Here is a 17,193-nt window from a genome sequence, read left to right as displayed (position 1 = left end):
TCCACGGAACAAAGATTGAATACGATTTATCCGTTGTGATACAATATCGAATTAAAAATCGGTGAGAAAGCGGATATATAATGGAAATGCACAAAGGCGTCTTTTTTATTTTGGTGTTTGGGATTTTCGCGTTTTGTTCATTTCTGTTTGCCGATGGAAACATTCATATTTCCGGTGTCGAAGAGGTTATCGGGGCTTATCATAAGCTGATGTCGGAAGGAGACGAAGATAAAGCCGCCGAAATAATCGATAAATCTCTGGAAATAATCGGGAATAATCCTATTTTACTTTCTGCGAAAGCGGAAATCCTCTTTATCCGCGGCGATTTTAAAGAATCCGAAGACCTGTGCGATTACATTCTAAGCAAACTTGACAGCGAATATGACTGGCCGATGCTGACTCTCGCCAAGATATACACGGCGGAAAAGAGGTACGGCGAAGCTTACAGCCTGCTTGATAAACTCGAGAAGAAAAAAGAGACGTACGAGATACATCTCCTGAGGGCGCAGACATTGGGCGGGGAGGGAAAATACAGGGAAGCCGACTCTGAATTCCTGAAAGCCATCGGGATGAAGCCGGACGACGCCTATCTTCACGAGATGAGAGCATGGAACCTGAAAAATTATGATATAGACGAAGCCGAAAAACTTTTTCAGAAACTCATCAGATCCGACCCGCAAAATTCAAGATTAGCCGTTGTCTTATCGGAGATTGCTTCGGAGAAAGAGCTCAGACAGCGGAAATTTGAGGAAAAACAGTTTGATGAGATTGAAGTTGAATATCAGGATGAACTTGAATCGGATAAAGGAGTGATGCTCCTTGCCCAAAAGGCGGACGATCTTTTTCAGAAAGGAGAATATAATAAATCCGAGTACCTTTCCAAATTCATTCTAAGCAAACTTGACAGCGAATATGACTGGCCGATGCTGACTCTCGCCAAGATATACACGGCGGAAAAGAGGTACGGCGAAGCTTACAGCCTGCTTGATAAACTCGAGAAGAAAAAAGAGACGTACGAGATACATCTCCTGAGGGCGCAGACATTGGGCGGGGAGGGAAAATACAGGGAAGCCGACTCTGAATTCCTGAAAGCCATCGGGATGAAGCCGGACGACGCCTATCTTCACGAGATGAGAGCATGGAACCTGAAAAATTATGACCCGGCTGAATCTCAGAAAGAATTCGAGATAGTTTTGGAACTGGACCCGGGAAATAAGAATGCGGGAAAAGAGATTATCAACCTGGTTGAAATAAACAGGAAAAGAGAGATCGAATACGAAAAAGAAAAGATAGAAAACATTGAGAAAAAATATTCAGAGGAACTGAGAAAAGATAACAGCACCCTGTTAATGGCGCAGGCAGCCGACCAGCTTTTTATCCGCGGCGATTTTAAAGAATCCGAAGACCTGTGCGATTACATTCTAAGCAAACTTGACAGCGAATATGACTGGCCGATACTGACTCTCGCCAAGATATACACGGCGGAAAAGAGGTACGGCGAAGCTTACAGCCTGCTTGATAAACTCGAGAAGAAAAAAGAGACGTACGAGATACATCTCCTGAGGGCGCAGACATTGGGCGGGGAGGGAAAATACAGGGAAGCCGACTCTGAATTCCTGAAAGCCATCGGGATGAAGCCGGACGACGCCTATCTTCACGAGATGAGAGCATGGAACCTGAAAAATTATGACCCGGCTTCCGCTGAAGCCGAATTCAGAAGGTCTCTTAAACTTAATCCCGAAAATCTGGATGTATTTATCGCTTTGTCAAAACAGATAGATACGGAAATATCGGATATTACCGGGGATGCCGGCGACCGGTATGTACTGGTAGAAGATAAATCCCAGAAGGTCTTGATGGCGGAGAGAATAGAAGATGAACTCAAGCCGGATAAATATAAGATTGTGCTTGCCGAAGAAAAAGAGGAACAGAAAGAGGAGGGAGGCTTAACACGGCGGGGCACATATGATTCAGTGGAAGGGAAAATAGATAAAGCGCTTGATTCATATAAAGATGATAAGGTTTTTCTCGCGGCGAAAGCCGATATTTTACTGAGAAAAGAAAATGAACAGGATATAAAAGAATCGGAAGAAATTTGTAAGTATATTTTAAATAATATAGACAACAATTATGAATGGGCGATGTTAATTCTCGCAAAGATTTTCATAAAAGAAGGAAGGATAAGCGAAGCCAATGAAATAATTGACAAAATACAGAGCATAAGAGATACATATGAGGTGCACCTGCTTAAAGGAGAAGTGTTAAGGAGCCGGAACAGATATAAAGAAGCGGATAAGGAATATCAGAAAGCTATCGGCCTGAATCCTGCCATGCCGTATCTTCACGAGATCAGGGCCTGGAACCTGAGAAATTTTGATATGGAAGAATCTGAACTCGAACTGAAGAGGGCCCTGGCGTTATCTCCCGAAGATCCGCATCTTTTAATGGCTCTTTCTTACCATTACCGCTCAAGACGCTTATACAAAGAAGGAAATATGTATTTGAAAAAAGCTGTCCGGAAAGCCGATGATGAGGAATTCGCCGATATCAACCGTAGTATAAGGAATGATTATTTTTCTCAGACGGGTACGAGCGGTTATCATTTTGGCCTGCCTGCCTCGGTATCTTTCGGTTACAGATACGAACCCGAGCTCAGCAATATAGAAAATATGATAAGGGGCTTAAGATTCGATAAGGTTTCCCGTAACAGCGAAGATCTTCCCCCCGCCCAATTGACAAAAGGAAACTTTGTCGAAAGTAATGTGAACCTGAATTTCAGCAACCTTCCGCTTATTCATAATTATTTTTCATATGACAGGAAAATAAACAGGAAAGATCCTCTTGTTGAAGATATAGAATTGATAAACAGGACTGAATTGGAGCATACGTTTCCTGATACATTTATGGGTGATATCACGGTATTCCCTTATTTTAAATATGCGTATCTTCACGGGTCCAACTTCAGTATCGATAAAATATTCCAGTCCGATTTCAGGATAGATATCTATAACTTCGGAATAAGAGCTTTGCCTGCCTGGATATTTGAAGATATAGGCGTTAAATTAGAGACTGAATATGTCTTTGGAGTCGGTGATTACAGGGACGACCCGGACCATTTCAGGAGCCATCAGCTGAGAGCCAGGCTGCTGAAGGAATTTCCCGATAAGTCTTATTTTTTCTGTGACGGCGAAGTTTACTATTCGATACAGGGTCCTGATTATCCGAACTATGATTACAGATATAAAGGGGTCCTGTTTTTTGATAAAAACATTAATAATGAAAAGCTGAGGATATTTGCCGAGCTGGAAGCTGTTTATCATCTTGATACGATTAAAACGGGTCCCGATATAGATACGATTATAATAAAACCGAGAGCGGGCATAAAATTTAAACTTAATGATATTTTTTCTTTGAGGGCGTCGGGGAGTTATTTCCACTGCCCGGGGTATGATACATTTGATTACTGGGAGTTAAGAGGCGAGTTTGTTTATAAGGATTTTGTGCGTAACGAACAGGTTATTGAAGGCAGGGAAATAAATTTTCAAAACCCTGTTGAGTTTATAATAGGTTATAAGGCTGACATATTCCATAGATTTCCAAGGTCGAGAGATAAAAATTTAACCACGGTGTATTGTGAATCAAGATATTTCTGGTGATAAATTAAAAATAGCCGTAGTAGGATGTTTTCCCCCGAGCAAACAGGGGCTGAACGAGTATAATTGCCATTTAAGCAGGGCTATCGGGGAATTGGGGCATAAATGTATCGCTATATCCAATATGCTTACGGATATAGAGAAAAAGAACCTTAAAAAGGTTAAATGCACGAAAGTCGTAATAAGAAGAGTGTGGAAGTTCGATTCATATTCTTCATGGTACAACATTGCAAAACTTATCAGAAAAGAACAGCCTGATCTGGTGATATTCAGTTTGATCTTCAGCTCATTCAGTTTCAGGGGATACAGGTCTTTTATTAACCTTTTGACCCCTGCGCTGATTAAAATCATGGGATTTAAAACAGGGGTAATCCTGCATCATCTTTATGAAAATATCGATATGGGTATTTATGGAAAGACAAAAACCACGATCTTTAAAATGGGATGCAACCTTATAACAAGGTCATTCAAATTGGCCGATAAGGTTTTTGTTCTTGTGGAAAGGTATAAGGAGTTCCTTGAATCCAGATACAAGGCCGGAAATGTGAGGTATGTTTCGCACGGCTGTTTTCTAAAATTAAAAGATCCCCTTCCGCACAAAAAATCAAAAAATGTGCTGGTAATGGGTAAATTCGGCGCATATAAAAAACTCGACCGTATAATTGAGATAGCGAAGGATCTGTTTGAAGAAGATTGTGAAGTCAAACTGATAATAGCGGGAAGAAGCCATCCTTATTTTAAAGGTCATGTGGAAGAAGTTATTGAACATTCTCTGCATAATTTCATCGATTTCCGCGGATATGTCCTTGAGGAACATCTGCCGGCGCTTTTTTCAGACGTTAATGTAGTTGTAATACCGTACGATTTTTATACCGGAACATCGGGAATCGCGCACCTTGCGATTAATTACGGCCGTCCCATAGTGGCTTATGATTCTCTTGAAATAGAAGACCTTATCGAAAATACAGGTGCCAGGATTTCCCGGGTTACCATAGGGGACGAAACAGCTTTTAAAGCCAGAATAAAAGAGTATCTTAATGATTTTGAAAAACAAAGGACAGACGGAACGCATAATTTCAGGATAGGTCAGAAAATTTATATTTCGAATATTGCCGGAGAAATGGTGGAAGAACTAATGCACGCGAAAATTAAAAGATAGTATTTATGGATAAATCAGTTTTTAAAATTTTACTTTTTGCATCCCTGGCATCAGCGATTGTATGCCTGCTGTTTGTTTGTCTTGGCTGGCAGTGGAATACATTTGACGCTTACACGCATGTTTTTTTGGGTTCACACTACTCAAACAATTTCTTCTCGCTGTGGGACAGCAGCTGGTACGGCGGATTTTCCATTGCGCATTATCCTCCCCTGCTCCATCAGCTTATCGCCGTATTTTCGCTGTTCATAGGGCTTAAGGCGTCTTATTCTTTTATTCTGGTATTGATATATTTTCTCCTTCCTTCTTCCATATATCTTTTTGCCAGGTTGTGGCAGGGTAAGCGCCGGGCCGTTTATGCCGCTTTCCTCGCCGTATTTCTTTCTTCAATATCTCTTACCGTTTTTAGAAACGGGCAGATTACGACCATGTGGAGCCTGCCTTTTTCCATGTATTCGCTTGTTTATTTTGTTCTTTGGCACAGGACAGGCAAAAGACTGTATTTTTTTATATCGTTTCTGGCGGCTTTAATTGTTGTTTTTTCTCATCATTTTACCGGAATTTTGATTTTCCCTGTTTTTTTCGCCGTAAATGTTTTTTATAAATTCAGAAAATATGCAATGCGCGGGATGTTTTTAAAACACCTGTTCTGCTTCGGGCTCCTTTTATTGGTATTTGATTTTATAGTCCTGTATCCTTATTGGAATCTCCAGCTTTTTATAAAAAAATCAGCGGAGTCGATATATCATTTAAGCCGGGCAAATTACCTGAGAGATTTCAGAGCTTTTCTCGTTTTCTGTTTTCTGCCGTACCTGACTTATATTCCCTTTATTCCCTTTCTGTTTGTTTTCAGATTAAGCAAAAGAGACCGTTTTCTTCTAATGGTTTTTATTTTTTCGTTTTTGGTATCTTTGGGAGATACATTTGCTTTTTCAAAAAGGGTGCTCGGAAGGCTGTTTTATATAATAACGCTGGACAGGATTTCTCTTTGGGCGACGATTTTTGTCCTGCCTGTCGCATCTTCGATATTATACGGCCTTAGAAAAGAATGGCGCTTCCATTTTTATGTACTCTGCATATTGGTGCTGGCGGCGTTTGTCGTTTGTCAAACTTCTTCGTTCTGGCTGCCTCATCAGGAGTATCGCGGCAGTATTGAAGAAACTGTGGATTTTATAAATAATACGGTCAAAAATAACGCGAGATATATTACTCTCGGCTTAGGAGACAAGATCTCAAACATTTCGTATCTGACGAAGGCCGAAACGCTGGACGGCAACCTCCATGCTTCAAGGGAGCTTGATATCCTGAACAGATATCCGATTGAAAAGATAGATAATACGAAATATTTCGGAGAACAGGGAAGAGCGGCATTACTTGAAATACTGGAGGATTCCGAGGATTACGACCTTAATTATGTATTCTGTTTCAGCGGGTATTATATCCCGTTCCTGAAAAGTACGGGGTGGACATTGAAAGCGGAAATCGGGAAAAAAAGCAGGGAATGTTCGGTATGGACAAAAGGCCGGCCGGACGGGATAAGGACAATAGTTAATATGAGAGAAAGCCCCTTATATCAAAAAATACTTTGGGGATTGCTGCCGATCAGCGTATTTGCGCTTTTTTGTGTTGTGTTTGCGTTCAAAGGGTTTTTTACGCGGTTTATATGAGATTTGCTTCCTTGAGGAGGGACTGATGAAATATATTTTCAAGATTAAGACGGCGGTTTTACTGGCCTTATGTGTTTTGTTCTTTCCGTTTGGTTGTTCGACTGAAAACAATGTCAGGCATTATATTTCCGCGATTGACGATTTAGAAGAATATGATTCTTCCTGGTTTACATTTTGCAAAGGAGCCCCGGCATGGTCCATAAAAAAGGTCAATAACCCTTCTCTGGACGGGGATGCCCTGAAGATTTCGATACTTAAAGGGTCCCCTTATGCGAATGTCCATTTTTTTGCCGATTTGTTTCCTGAGCCTGAAGCGGTTGATTTTTCTTTATCCCTGTATTTTATGTTTCGCCCCAAAACAACATTTAACAATGAAGGAGCTCCGTCCACTATACAGGCAATTGAATTCAGTATGAGCAAGTGGGATTTATCAAAGAGATATGAATTCGCGCTTCAATGGCAGAATGTGGGAGAAGGGGCTCCTCAGTGGAGATACTGGGATCCTCATAATCCTAAGCCGTGGACAGATCTGGGTATTTATCAGACTTTCGAACCCAAGAAATGGTATTACTTCAAAATGGAAGGTTCTATTGTTGACGGGAAAGTTTTATACAGGGGATTTACGGTTGACAGAAAAAGACATTTGCTCGGTATATCTGTCCGGCCGGATCCTATGTTTGAGGAAGCCGACCATCTTGCAGTAGCGGTTCAGCTTGATGCAAACTTTGAATGCGCTCCGTACGACGTATTTATAGACAAAGTAAAATTTGATAGGAAGACCGTGATTTCTGCGGATACTCCGAAATTACCGCCGGGGAAAAAGGATCCATCCACAAAAGAGGTTATAAATTTTAAGTGATAGACAGGAGAATGAAAATTAAAGTAACGGTCTTTGAAGCGGTCTTTGCGCTTATTTGCATAGCGGTTGTTTACCGGGCTTGTATTTCGGCGCCGCGGAAAAGTTTGTATTATATAAAAGATATTTCGATGAATGCCGGCACATTGGATGTTTTCCCCGTTTATAAGGTTTTCTATAAATGGGATGGGAATGATGAACCCAATCCAAGATGGATAATATTCAAATCAGATGACACGTGGAAAATCGCGGATTTCAGGGATGATTTCCGGTTTGACGATTTTAAATCTGAATCGGCGAACTCAGAGGATTTTAGCTATTCCTGCATTGAAAACGGCAATTTCAATGCTGCGTTAACAAGGAAGGAATTGCTTTTATATAGATTAGGGTTTGATCCTGCTTGTGAAAGAGAAAAAGAAGAGTTCTACAGAATTCTTCAGGAAACAGCGGATTTCGAGTGAGGATGACAGGTTTTTTAAAGCAATTTCATCTTGACTAAAACACCTGTTTATTATAAAAATGGCGTTTCTGATTTTTGTCGGGGCGTAGCCCGCCACAAGGCGTTGGCGGGTAAACACCGCCACAAGGCGTTGGCGGGCAAGCGCAGTTCAAGTTTCAAAGAAACGCAGTCACGTTTTCAGCTTTAGCTGAATCACGTGATGGCTGATACGTTTATTGCATTCCGTAAGTTACAGCCTCACGGGACTAGCGCGATATCGGGTTTGGTTCTTTGTTTTAGATAAAGCTGAATGAAATGATTTGTCGGGGCGTAGCGCAGTTTGGTCACGTGAAACTGTAGTTTATGGAGCGGCAGTGAACATAAACTGCAAAGTTGAACGGATCCCGTTGGCTGTGGGCAGGGATAATGTTACGTGATCGCGTTCGGCTAAATAACTTACGTTCATTGCATTCCGTAAGTTACAGCCTCACGGGACTAGCGCGATATCGGGTTTGGTTCTTTGTTTTAGATAAAGCTGAATGAAATGATTTGTCGGGGCGTAGCGCAGTTTGGCTAGCGCGCCTGCCTTGGGAGCAGGAGGTCCCCAGTTCGAATCTGGGCGCCCCGACCAGTCCAGCCTAAGGCAGGACAGAGCAATTGAACAATGGAAAATAGAACAATAGACAACTCTAAAATTCAATTGCGGTCTAATTTCGATTGTTCTATTGTTCAAAAGAGCATTTTAAATTGTGTATAATATAAAATAGTTAAGCAGTTGAGCAGTTCAGTAGTTAAGGAGTTTTGGTTTTTATCTATTGAACTGTTGAACTATTGAACTAAATAACTTAGTAACTAAGGAAGATGCGCCCGTAGCTCAGTTGGATAGAGCATCTGCCTTCTAAGCAGAGGGTCACAGGTTCGAGTCCTGTCGGGCGTGCCAGTTTTTGCTTTTCTTCTGCGGCGGGCAAGAATTGTTCTGCTATCCTGACCTCCAAAATCCGCTTGACAAGGCCCGGAATATATGGGATATTTACTTAGTTCCATATTGAAATTATTATATAATTACTTTGTTTCACTGTTATTTTTTTAAATATCTTTGTTTCCGGGATAAACAAACAGGGAGAGCGTCTATGAAACGATTATTGCCGATGTTACTTACAATACTGCTTGCAGTTGCATTTTTATGTTCATGCAGCCTGGAGAAAACCGATAAAAAAATTATCCGTTATACAGCTCCCGGTTTCCCCAAATACGATGTGATAAGAAGACAGCAGGGAAAAGATTTTATGAGTATGAATCCGGAGATAAGGACGGATTATCAGCCGGTTGCCGGTGTCGGATATATCGATAAACTGCTAACCCAGTTTGCCGGAAATGACGCTCCCGATATATTTTTTATAAGGGATTTTGACCTGCCTGCTCTGGCGGGAAAAGGCGCTGTTTACAGCCTTGATGAGATTGTAAAGGAAACAGGTTTTAATGTAAGCGAATATTTTCCCGAGTTAATAGATGCTTATACTTTCAACGGCAGATTATATGCCCTTCCCGGCAGCTTTACGACGAGGGTTTTATACTATAACAGGGATTTATTCGATGAAATGGAATTACCTTATCCGGACGCAAGCTGGGATTGGGATAAATTCAGGGAAGTCGCGCAAAAATTGACAAAGCGTAATCCTTCCGGCATAACCACTCAATTCGGCGCCGCGTTATACAGCGATGCGGCGGATATGTGGATACTTTATATATTGCAGAACGGCGGGAAGGTTTTTGATGAAACAGGTAAAAAATGTGTTATCAAAAATCCGGAGGCGGTCCATGCAATAGAATATTTTAAAGACCTGATTAAAAAATATCATATAGTTCCGGACCAGTCTGATATCCAGGGGGCAGACAGTTTTCAGATATTCGTCAGCGGCCGCGCGGCAATGTTTATCGGCGGAAGATGGTATGTGTTGAATTTCAGGGAAAAAGAAAACCTGTCTTTCGGCATAGCGCCTCTTCCCAAAGGAAAAAAAAGGGCCACATTTCTGGATAGTCACGGCTGGGCTATAACAAGTTCATCTAAAGATAAGATGGCGGATTGGGCTTTTTTGAGCTATCTATCAGGCCCGAAAGGCAATAAATATGTTGTTGATGAGGGAGACAGTGTCCCTGTCTATAAAAAAGAAGCGTTAAGCGGGGATTTTTTAAAAGATAAAAAATATCCGGATGAAAACAATGAAGTCTTCATTGATTCGATAAAATATGCTTATCCTCCAAAAAAATACACTTCGCCTTTTATACCATGGAACCTTTTCAGCAAAGTCCTTATGGAGAATTTTGATAGGTTCACTTTGGGAGAAACAAACGCTGAAGAGACATTACAGAATATACAGGATAGATTAAACGCCATTATAGAGGAAAACCTGCATTGATTACGGAGGCTTAAATTGGAATACGGTAATTTTTCGAAAGACAGAAAAGAATTTGTTATTACAAAACCGGATACGCCGAGGCCATGGTTCAATTACCTTTTTAACAAACATTACCATGCTCTTGTATCCCAGACCGGCGGCGGTTTCAGTTATTATAAGGACCCGAAGTGCCACAGGATATTGAGGTATGACCATATACATACGGACAGGCCCGGCCGGTATGTATATATAAGAGATGAGGATAAAAATGAACTATGGTCATGCAACTGGCAGCCCTTGATGAAACGTCTTGATGACTGGAAATGTGTTCATGGGCTTGGGTATACCAGTATCAGCGCGCGTAAAAACGGCTTGAAATGCGATATTACATACATAGTGCCCGGGGAAGCTCCCCTGGAAATCTGGGAAATCAAATTAGCGAATGAAACGGGTAAAACTAAAAAAGCAACGGTTTTCCCTTTTGTGGAATTTGTTTCCGGCAATGTTGAAATGGAAACGGTTTACAGGAATATTTTATGCCTGTATAACGAAGCCCGTTATGACAGAAAAACGAATACAATCATATCTTTCAAGCATCAATTTGTGAAAAACAAGAAAAGCGGGTTTTCTTTTTTCAATCTTTCCGTTAAACCGGATGGGTATGAAGTGAACAAGGAAAAGTTTTTCGGCAGGTATAATGATTCAGGAAATCCTTCAGGTTTAATCTCGGGAAAGCTTCGGAACGGATACGCCAGGGGAGAAGACACAGTCGGTGTTTTTCAGAAAACCCTGGAACTGAAGCCCAATGAAACAAAAAAAATGGCGGTTGTATTGGGTTATACGGAGGACAAAAGAAAGATAGCGGGTCTGATTAAGAAATATTCTTCTTTAAAGTCCTTTACGGAAGAATACGCTAAAATCAGGTCAAAATGGGATGGAATCATCGAAGATACTAAAGTCGAAACCCCTGATAAAGATTTCGATACAATGGTAAATATCTGGGGTAAATACCAGTTAAGCGCGATAACATGCTGGCGCGGAACTTCCCAGTACCACGGGGGGGAAGGAGGTCTGGGCTACAGGGACACCGCGCAGGATATCGAAGGGCTGCTGTCTCTTGATATGGCTCTTGCGCGTGAGAAGCTCGATAAAATATTGTTCTGGCAGTATAAATGCGGGCATGCGGTATCCGGTTTTTCGGATGTGGAAGGTTCGTGGGATAAAACAGGGGGTTTCATGACAGGTAAATCCGATGTCGCCGTATGGCTGCCTTTTACGGTCATCTCTTATATAAAGGAAACCGGAGATATTTCCTTCCTTGAAAAGGAATACAAATTTCACGATGGAAACAAGGCATCTGTCTATGAGCATATTATCCGGGCTGTAAGGCACATATATAACCGGCGCGGCAGGAACGGATTTCCCCTTATCTATAAAGCTGATTGGAATGATGCTTATGATCATGTCGGATATCAGGGCAGGGGAGAGAGTGTCTGGCTTGCGATGGCCCTGGCAAGAGCCTGTTTGCAGGTGAAGGAACTTGGCGGGTTTTTGGGGGATAAAAAAATTGAAAGAGAGATGTCGAAGAAATTTTGTGAGTTGAAAAAGGTAATTAACGGAAAAGGATGGGACGGCAAATGGTATATCGCGGCAATAAATGATGACGGATATAAGATAGGTTCCGCAAAAAATACCGAAGGCAAGGTCCCTCTGAACAGCCAGACCTGGGCGATACTGTCCGGGGTTGTGGAAAAACACAGGATAAAAAGCATACTCGATAAAATAGACGGTTATCTTGATACCCGGTACGGCCCGGCTTTATTCCTTCCGTCTTACAGCCATTTTAACGAAGGGATAGGAAGGGTTACCGCATTTGCTCCCGGCACAAAAGAAAATGCCGCGGTCTTTTCACACGCCTGCGCATTTAAGATAGTTGCGGATTGCGAAATTGGAAGGGGGAATAAAGCTTTTGAAACTTATACGAAACTTTGTCCGATGAGTAAGGCAAAAGCGGACCACGATAAATATAAGGTTGAGCCTTATGTGTGGGCTGAGTATGTTGTGGGCCCCGGGAACAAGGCGAATTTCGGAGAAGGTTCTTTTACCTGGAATACGGGAACAGCGCCGTGGATGCACATAGCGGCCACCGAATGGATACTGGGAGCAAGAAGGGATTTCAAGGGCCTTAGAATAGACCCGTGTATTCCGTCTTACTGGAAAAAATGCGGCATAAGAAGGCCTTTCAGGTCGGCTGTTTATGATATTGAGATTTTGAATCCGGACGGGGTTGAAAAAGGAGTAAGGGAAATCACAGTTGACGGGAAATCGATAAACGGCACGTTGATATATCCTCACAGGGACGGGAAAACCCATAAAGTAACAGTATTGATGGGAGGCGGAAAATGAGCTCTTCTTCCATAAAAATGATTAAAGAGAAAAACAAAAAAACTATTTTAGGACTGATTTATAAAAATTCTCCCATAGCAAGGGTTGATGTCGCGAAAAAATCGGGAATAAGCAAAGTAACGGTTACGCGTATCGTTAATGAACTTCTTTCCGAAGGTATCATTGAAGAAAGCGGTGTGGATGTCTCAACCGGAGGCAGGCCTCCTGTATTCCTGAAAGTTGTGCCTTACTCAAGGTTTTTAATCGGAGTGGACATAGGTGCTTATTCCATGAGGATAGGGATTTTTGACATCACACGTAAGTTAATAGCGATGAAATCATTTGATTACGGTGATGTAGTATCGGGAGATAAAGTCGCGGATAATATTATTCAGACGATCAGGGAGATATCAGCCGAAAAAAATATTCCGCTTAAAAAAATGGTCGGGGCGGGTATTTCCGTATCGGGTATTGTAGATTATAATAACGGCACGGTGTTGAAATCATATCTTTTTAAGGAGAAACATTATCCTCTCCTTAAGAAACTGAGGGAACATTTCAAATTTAATATTGTCATTGATAATGACGCGAATGTCGGCCTGATATATGAATCATGGATGGGGAAAGGCTATGATATCAAGAATATAATATTCCTTCTTACCAGAAATTATGTGGCTAAAGATATGGGGCTGGGCGTCGGCTTCCTTTTTGGCGGGAGGGTCTACAGGGGTTTTGGTTACTGCGCGGGAGAGGTCGGGGTTGCTTCTTTAAAATCGGATATTAAAGTTGAACATCCGGCCTGCGATCCGTTTTCATCCTATGAAGCGATACCTTCCGTGGAAGTTCTGGCAAAAGAGATATTGTCGGCCCGGAAACAGGATGAAGAAACTGAATTTTACAGGGATTTAAGTTTTGACGGTGTTATTAAAGCAGGACTGAAGGGCGATACCCTGGCGCTTGATATCATAGGCGCGCTGGCGAAATCAATGGCGCCGGGAATAGGCTTTTTAGTCAATCTGCTTAATCCGGAAATGATTGTAATAGGAGGAGACCTCGCGCACTGCGGTAAATCCTTCATTGAGCTGATCAACAGGGAAGTGATAAAATATGTTTTTGAAATGCATCGCGTAAATTTGAAGATTGAGATATCTTCATTTACGGGGGATGACAGCGGAATACAGGCCGCGTCTTTTATGGGTTTAAAGGCTCTCATTAATATATAGAAAGGAATATTATGAAGGACCTCATTGTAAGTGTTTCGGGACTCAGAGGTATATTCGGAGAATCTCTGAACCCCGAAGTTGCTCTTACATACAGTGCGGCTTTCGGATATATGTTACAAGGGGGCGCGGTTGTCGTAGGCAGGGATCCCAGGGTAAGCGGACAGGCGCTGAAATATGCGGTTATTTCCGGACTGATGTCGACAGGCTGTGATGTAATCGATTTGGGGATAACACCGACTCCTACGGTACAGATAATGACAGAACAACTGAAAGCTGCCGGCGGGATGGAAATCACCGCCAGCCATAATCCCGCGATGTGGAACGGGTTGAAATTTATGTCTCCCGAAGGTTTATTTATCAAAGGCGATGTTATAGAAAAATTAAAACAACTTGTAGGCTGCGGGAAATTCGATTATTCGGGATACAAAAATATAGGGTCTTTAAAAGAGGATAGCACTGCTGTTGATGCCCATATAAGCAAAGTGCTCGGAATCCCTTATATTAATGTGGAGAAGATAAAAAAAAGAAAATTCAAGGTTGTTGTTGATCCTGTCAATGGCGCCGGCGCGGTGATTATGCCGGAACTTTTACAGCGATTTGGCTGTGAGGTTATTCTTATTAACGGCAAACCTGACGGACACTTTTCCCATGACCCCGAGCCTCTGCCTGAGAATCTCAGGGCTCTGTCCGGCGAAGTTATAAAAAACAGGGCTGATATCGGGATTGCGGTTGATCCTGATGCCGACAGATGCGCTGTTGTCGATGAAAAAGGCAGCCCTATAGGGGAGGAAAACACACTTGCCATCGCTGTTAAATTGATATTGTCCAGGAAAAAGGGGAAGGTTACAGTAAATGTTTCCACGTCTATGGCTATAGATGATATTGCAAACTCTTATGGATGTAAGGTAATAAGGACAAAAGTCGGCGAGATCAATGTTGCCGGCGAGATGAAAAAGAACGCTTCTGTTATCGGCGGGGAAGGTAACGGCGGCGTTATTCTTCCGGATGTCCATCTTGGCAGGGATGCGCCGGTTGCTTCGGCTCTGGTGCTTCAATATTTGGTTGAATCAGGTAAAAGCCTTTCCGAAAACATGAAAAAAATGCCTGTGTATTTTATGGTGAAGGGAAAGAAGGCTATTTCCGGATTTAAACCGGCCGTTGTTCTGTCTAAGCTGAAAAGCCTGCTCAAAAATGAAAATATGGATGAAACGGACGGATTGAAAGTTATTAGAAAAAAATCATGGGTTCAGGTAAGGGCTTCAAATACGGAACCGATAATAAGGATATATTCTGAAGCGCAAAGCCGTGAAGAAGCTGTAAATCTTCAAAATGAGATTGCAGATAGAATAGAAGAAATTATATGATTAAAAAGGGAAATCGCCTGTGAAAGTGATGATCTGCAGAGATTACGGTGAGTTAAGTGTTAAAGCGGCTGATATAATAGAAAAATCTATCAGGGAAAAACCCGAAAGCGTTTTAGGGCTTGCGACGGGGGCAACTCCCCTGGGCCTTTACAAAGAGCTTATAAATAGGAATAAAGAAGGCAGGATTTCCTTTAAAAAGTGCGTAAGTTTCAATCTTGATGAATATGTGGGCCTTTCTTCCGGAGATGCGGGGAGCTACCGTTATTTTATGGAAAAAATTTTTTTTAACCACATTGATATTGATAAATCCAATACATTTGTGCCCGATGGCTTAGCGCCTGACATGGATGCTCATTGCGAATGGTATGAACAGAAAATCCGAAAAGCGGGCGGAATAGACATACAGGTGCTGGGACTCGGCGGGGACGGGCATATAGCTTTTAATGAACCCGGGTCTGATTTTGATTCAAGAACAAGGGTTCAGGAGTTGGATTCTCAAACCACAGAAGATAATTCCAGGTTTTTTAATTCCAGAGATGAGGTTCCGAAGTTTGCCATTACCATGGGAATCGGAACTATAATGGAAGCCAGAAAGCTTCTGCTGCTTGTAAGCGGCCGTCAAAAAAATTTGATAGTGAAAAAATGCCTTGAAACTCCGGTTTCGAAAAAATATCCGGCGTCAATAATTCAGAAACATCCGGATGCCATTGTAGTTTTAGACAGGGATGCGGCTTCTTTACTGAAGGAAAGAAAATAAGACAGGGGTGGGGAAAGTATGAGCAAGACCGATGTTTGTATATTTGAAGACAGGAATTATCTGAACCTTTTGCCGCTTGTTTATATGAGGCCGGTTTATGAGTTAAGGTGCGGTATTGATTTGTTGATGGATAAAATAATCAGGAAATATCCGGAGCGCGAAGTCATTCTTTTATGCCGCGATTATCTGGCGAATACAGTGAGAGAAAAACATAAATACAAAGTTAACCCCCTAAAATACAATCAGGGCACAACCCTTTTTTTGAACGGCAGGCTGCTGTTAAATAAAGCGGTCGCTTTTGACGGAAAAGAAGAAGTCGTTTTCAGTGATTCTTCGATTTTATATGCAAGGCTCAGAGGGGATAATTCCGCCATAATGACTTCGGAAAATATTATCAGCGGAGAGGCGTTACGGACGTTAAAACTCAGGGTCCCGTGCCGTGAAGCGGAAGATAACAACCTGCTCGATTACAGCTGGGAATTCGTTAAGGCTAATGCGGCGCAGATTAAAATCGATTTTAAGGACATAGCCGGCAAGGGCAGGATACTGGGCAAAGTTTTCGAAGGAGTACACCTGATCAACAAAAAAGATATTTTTATCGGCTCCGGCTCTATTGTTAAGCCCGGGGTTGTCCTGGACGCCGAGAAAGGTCCCATATATATAGGAAAAGGAGTGAAAGTCCTTCCCAATGCCGTTATAGAAGGGCCGTCATATATAGGGGATAACAGCACCGTCAAAATCGGCGCGAAAATTTATGAGGGGACAAGTATCGGTGAAGTATGTAAAGCCGGCGGGGAGATTGAGGAATCAATAATTCACTCTTATTCAAATAAGCAGCATGAAGGATTTCTCGGGCATGCTTATATCGGGCAGTGGTGCAATATCGCGGCTGATACCAATGATAGTGATTTAAAAAATAATTACGGCAATGTGCGGGTTTATGTGAACGGGAAATTTATTGATACAGGGGAAATGTTTGTAGGCCTGACGATGGGCGACCATTCAAAGACCGGGATAAATTCCATGTTTAATACGGGGACTGTGGTGGGTATCAATGTTAATATCTTCGGAGCCCAGTTGCCGCCGAAATTTGTGCCGTCTTTTACCTGGGGAGCGAGCGGAGCTTTTGTGGTTTACCAGGCCGACAAGGCATTGAAAGTGGCGGAAAAGGTTATGGCCCGGAGAAAGATGGAGTTGACAAGAGCGCAGAAAGAGCTGTTCAGGTATCTTTATAAATTGACGGGAAAAGAGAGACTGTTAACAAGAATAGAAGGCGACTTAAGCATGGGTGAATGAT

Annotated in this window: 11 protein-coding genes and 2 tRNA genes; all 13 read left to right on the top strand. The window is 42.1% G+C overall.

The annotated features are described in order from the left end of the window. Positions 1-80 precede the first annotated feature (80 nt). The 13 genes from M0R36_02170 to M0R36_02110 all read left to right on the top strand — a co-directional run bounded on the left by M0R36_02170 (position 81) and on the right by M0R36_02110 (position 17,192). On the top strand, positions 81-3,656 hold the full coding sequence (locus tag M0R36_02170; protein MCK9554610.1) for a hypothetical protein: 3,576 nt from the start codon (positions 81-83) through the stop codon (positions 3,654-3,656). Next, positions 3,634-4,812, top strand: a complete 1,179-nt coding sequence (locus M0R36_02165; protein ID MCK9554609.1) for a glycosyltransferase — start codon at positions 3,634-3,636, stop codon at positions 4,810-4,812. Before M0R36_02170 ends, M0R36_02165 begins: the two co-directional genes overlap by 23 nt. Before the next feature lie 5 nt (positions 4,813-4,817). Continuing rightward, complete coding sequence (locus M0R36_02160) at positions 4,818-6,476, top strand: hypothetical protein (GenBank protein MCK9554608.1); 1,659 nt, start codon at positions 4,818-4,820, stop codon at positions 6,474-6,476. A gap of 25 nt (positions 6,477-6,501) precedes the next feature. Then, positions 6,502-7,335 (top strand): hypothetical protein, encoded by an 834-nt coding sequence (locus M0R36_02155; protein MCK9554607.1) that lies wholly within the window; start codon positions 6,502-6,504, stop codon positions 7,333-7,335. Positions 7,336-7,346: 11 nt separating this feature from the next. Further along, positions 7,347-7,793, top strand: coding sequence for a hypothetical protein (locus tag M0R36_02150; protein MCK9554606.1), 447 nt, complete (start codon positions 7,347-7,349; stop codon positions 7,791-7,793). A gap of 531 nt (positions 7,794-8,324) precedes the next feature. After that, positions 8,325-8,402 (top strand) — tRNA-Pro (locus tag M0R36_02145). Positions 8,403-8,634: 232 nt separating this feature from the next. Next, positions 8,635-8,711: transfer RNA gene (locus M0R36_02140), tRNA-Arg, on the top strand. Between the two features lie 190 nt (positions 8,712-8,901). Beyond that, entirely contained in the window at positions 8,902-10,188 is a 1,287-nt protein-coding gene (locus M0R36_02135) for a sugar ABC transporter substrate-binding protein (protein MCK9554605.1), read from the top strand. Between the two features lie 15 nt (positions 10,189-10,203). After that, positions 10,204-12,573 (top strand): hypothetical protein, encoded by a 2,370-nt coding sequence (locus M0R36_02130; protein ID MCK9554604.1) that lies wholly within the window; start codon positions 10,204-10,206, stop codon positions 12,571-12,573. Beyond that, positions 12,570-13,775: an ROK family transcriptional regulator gene (locus M0R36_02125; GenBank protein MCK9554603.1), complete on the top strand. Its 1,206-nt coding sequence runs from the start codon at positions 12,570-12,572 to the stop codon at positions 13,773-13,775. Before M0R36_02130 ends, M0R36_02125 begins: the two co-directional genes overlap by 4 nt. Before the next feature lie 11 nt (positions 13,776-13,786). Then, complete coding sequence (gene glmM / locus M0R36_02120) at positions 13,787-15,139, top strand: phosphoglucosamine mutase (protein MCK9554602.1); 1,353 nt, start codon at positions 13,787-13,789, stop codon at positions 15,137-15,139. A 19-nt stretch (positions 15,140-15,158) separates the two neighbouring features. Then, positions 15,159-15,896, top strand: a complete 738-nt coding sequence (nagB, locus tag M0R36_02115) for a glucosamine-6-phosphate deaminase (protein ID MCK9554601.1) — start codon at positions 15,159-15,161, stop codon at positions 15,894-15,896. Between the two features lie 18 nt (positions 15,897-15,914). Continuing rightward, entirely contained in the window at positions 15,915-17,192 is a 1,278-nt protein-coding gene (locus M0R36_02110) for a glucose-1-phosphate thymidylyltransferase (protein ID MCK9554600.1), read from the top strand. The last annotated feature ends 1 nt before the right edge of the window (position 17,193 follow it).

This window comes from bacterium (assembly GCA_023228325.1).
GTDB lineage: Bacteria > Auribacterota > UBA6266 > UBA6266 > UBA6266 > UBA6266.
The sequence above is the reverse complement of the archived record's forward strand: the minus strand, read 5'-3'. Positions and strand labels throughout refer to the sequence as shown.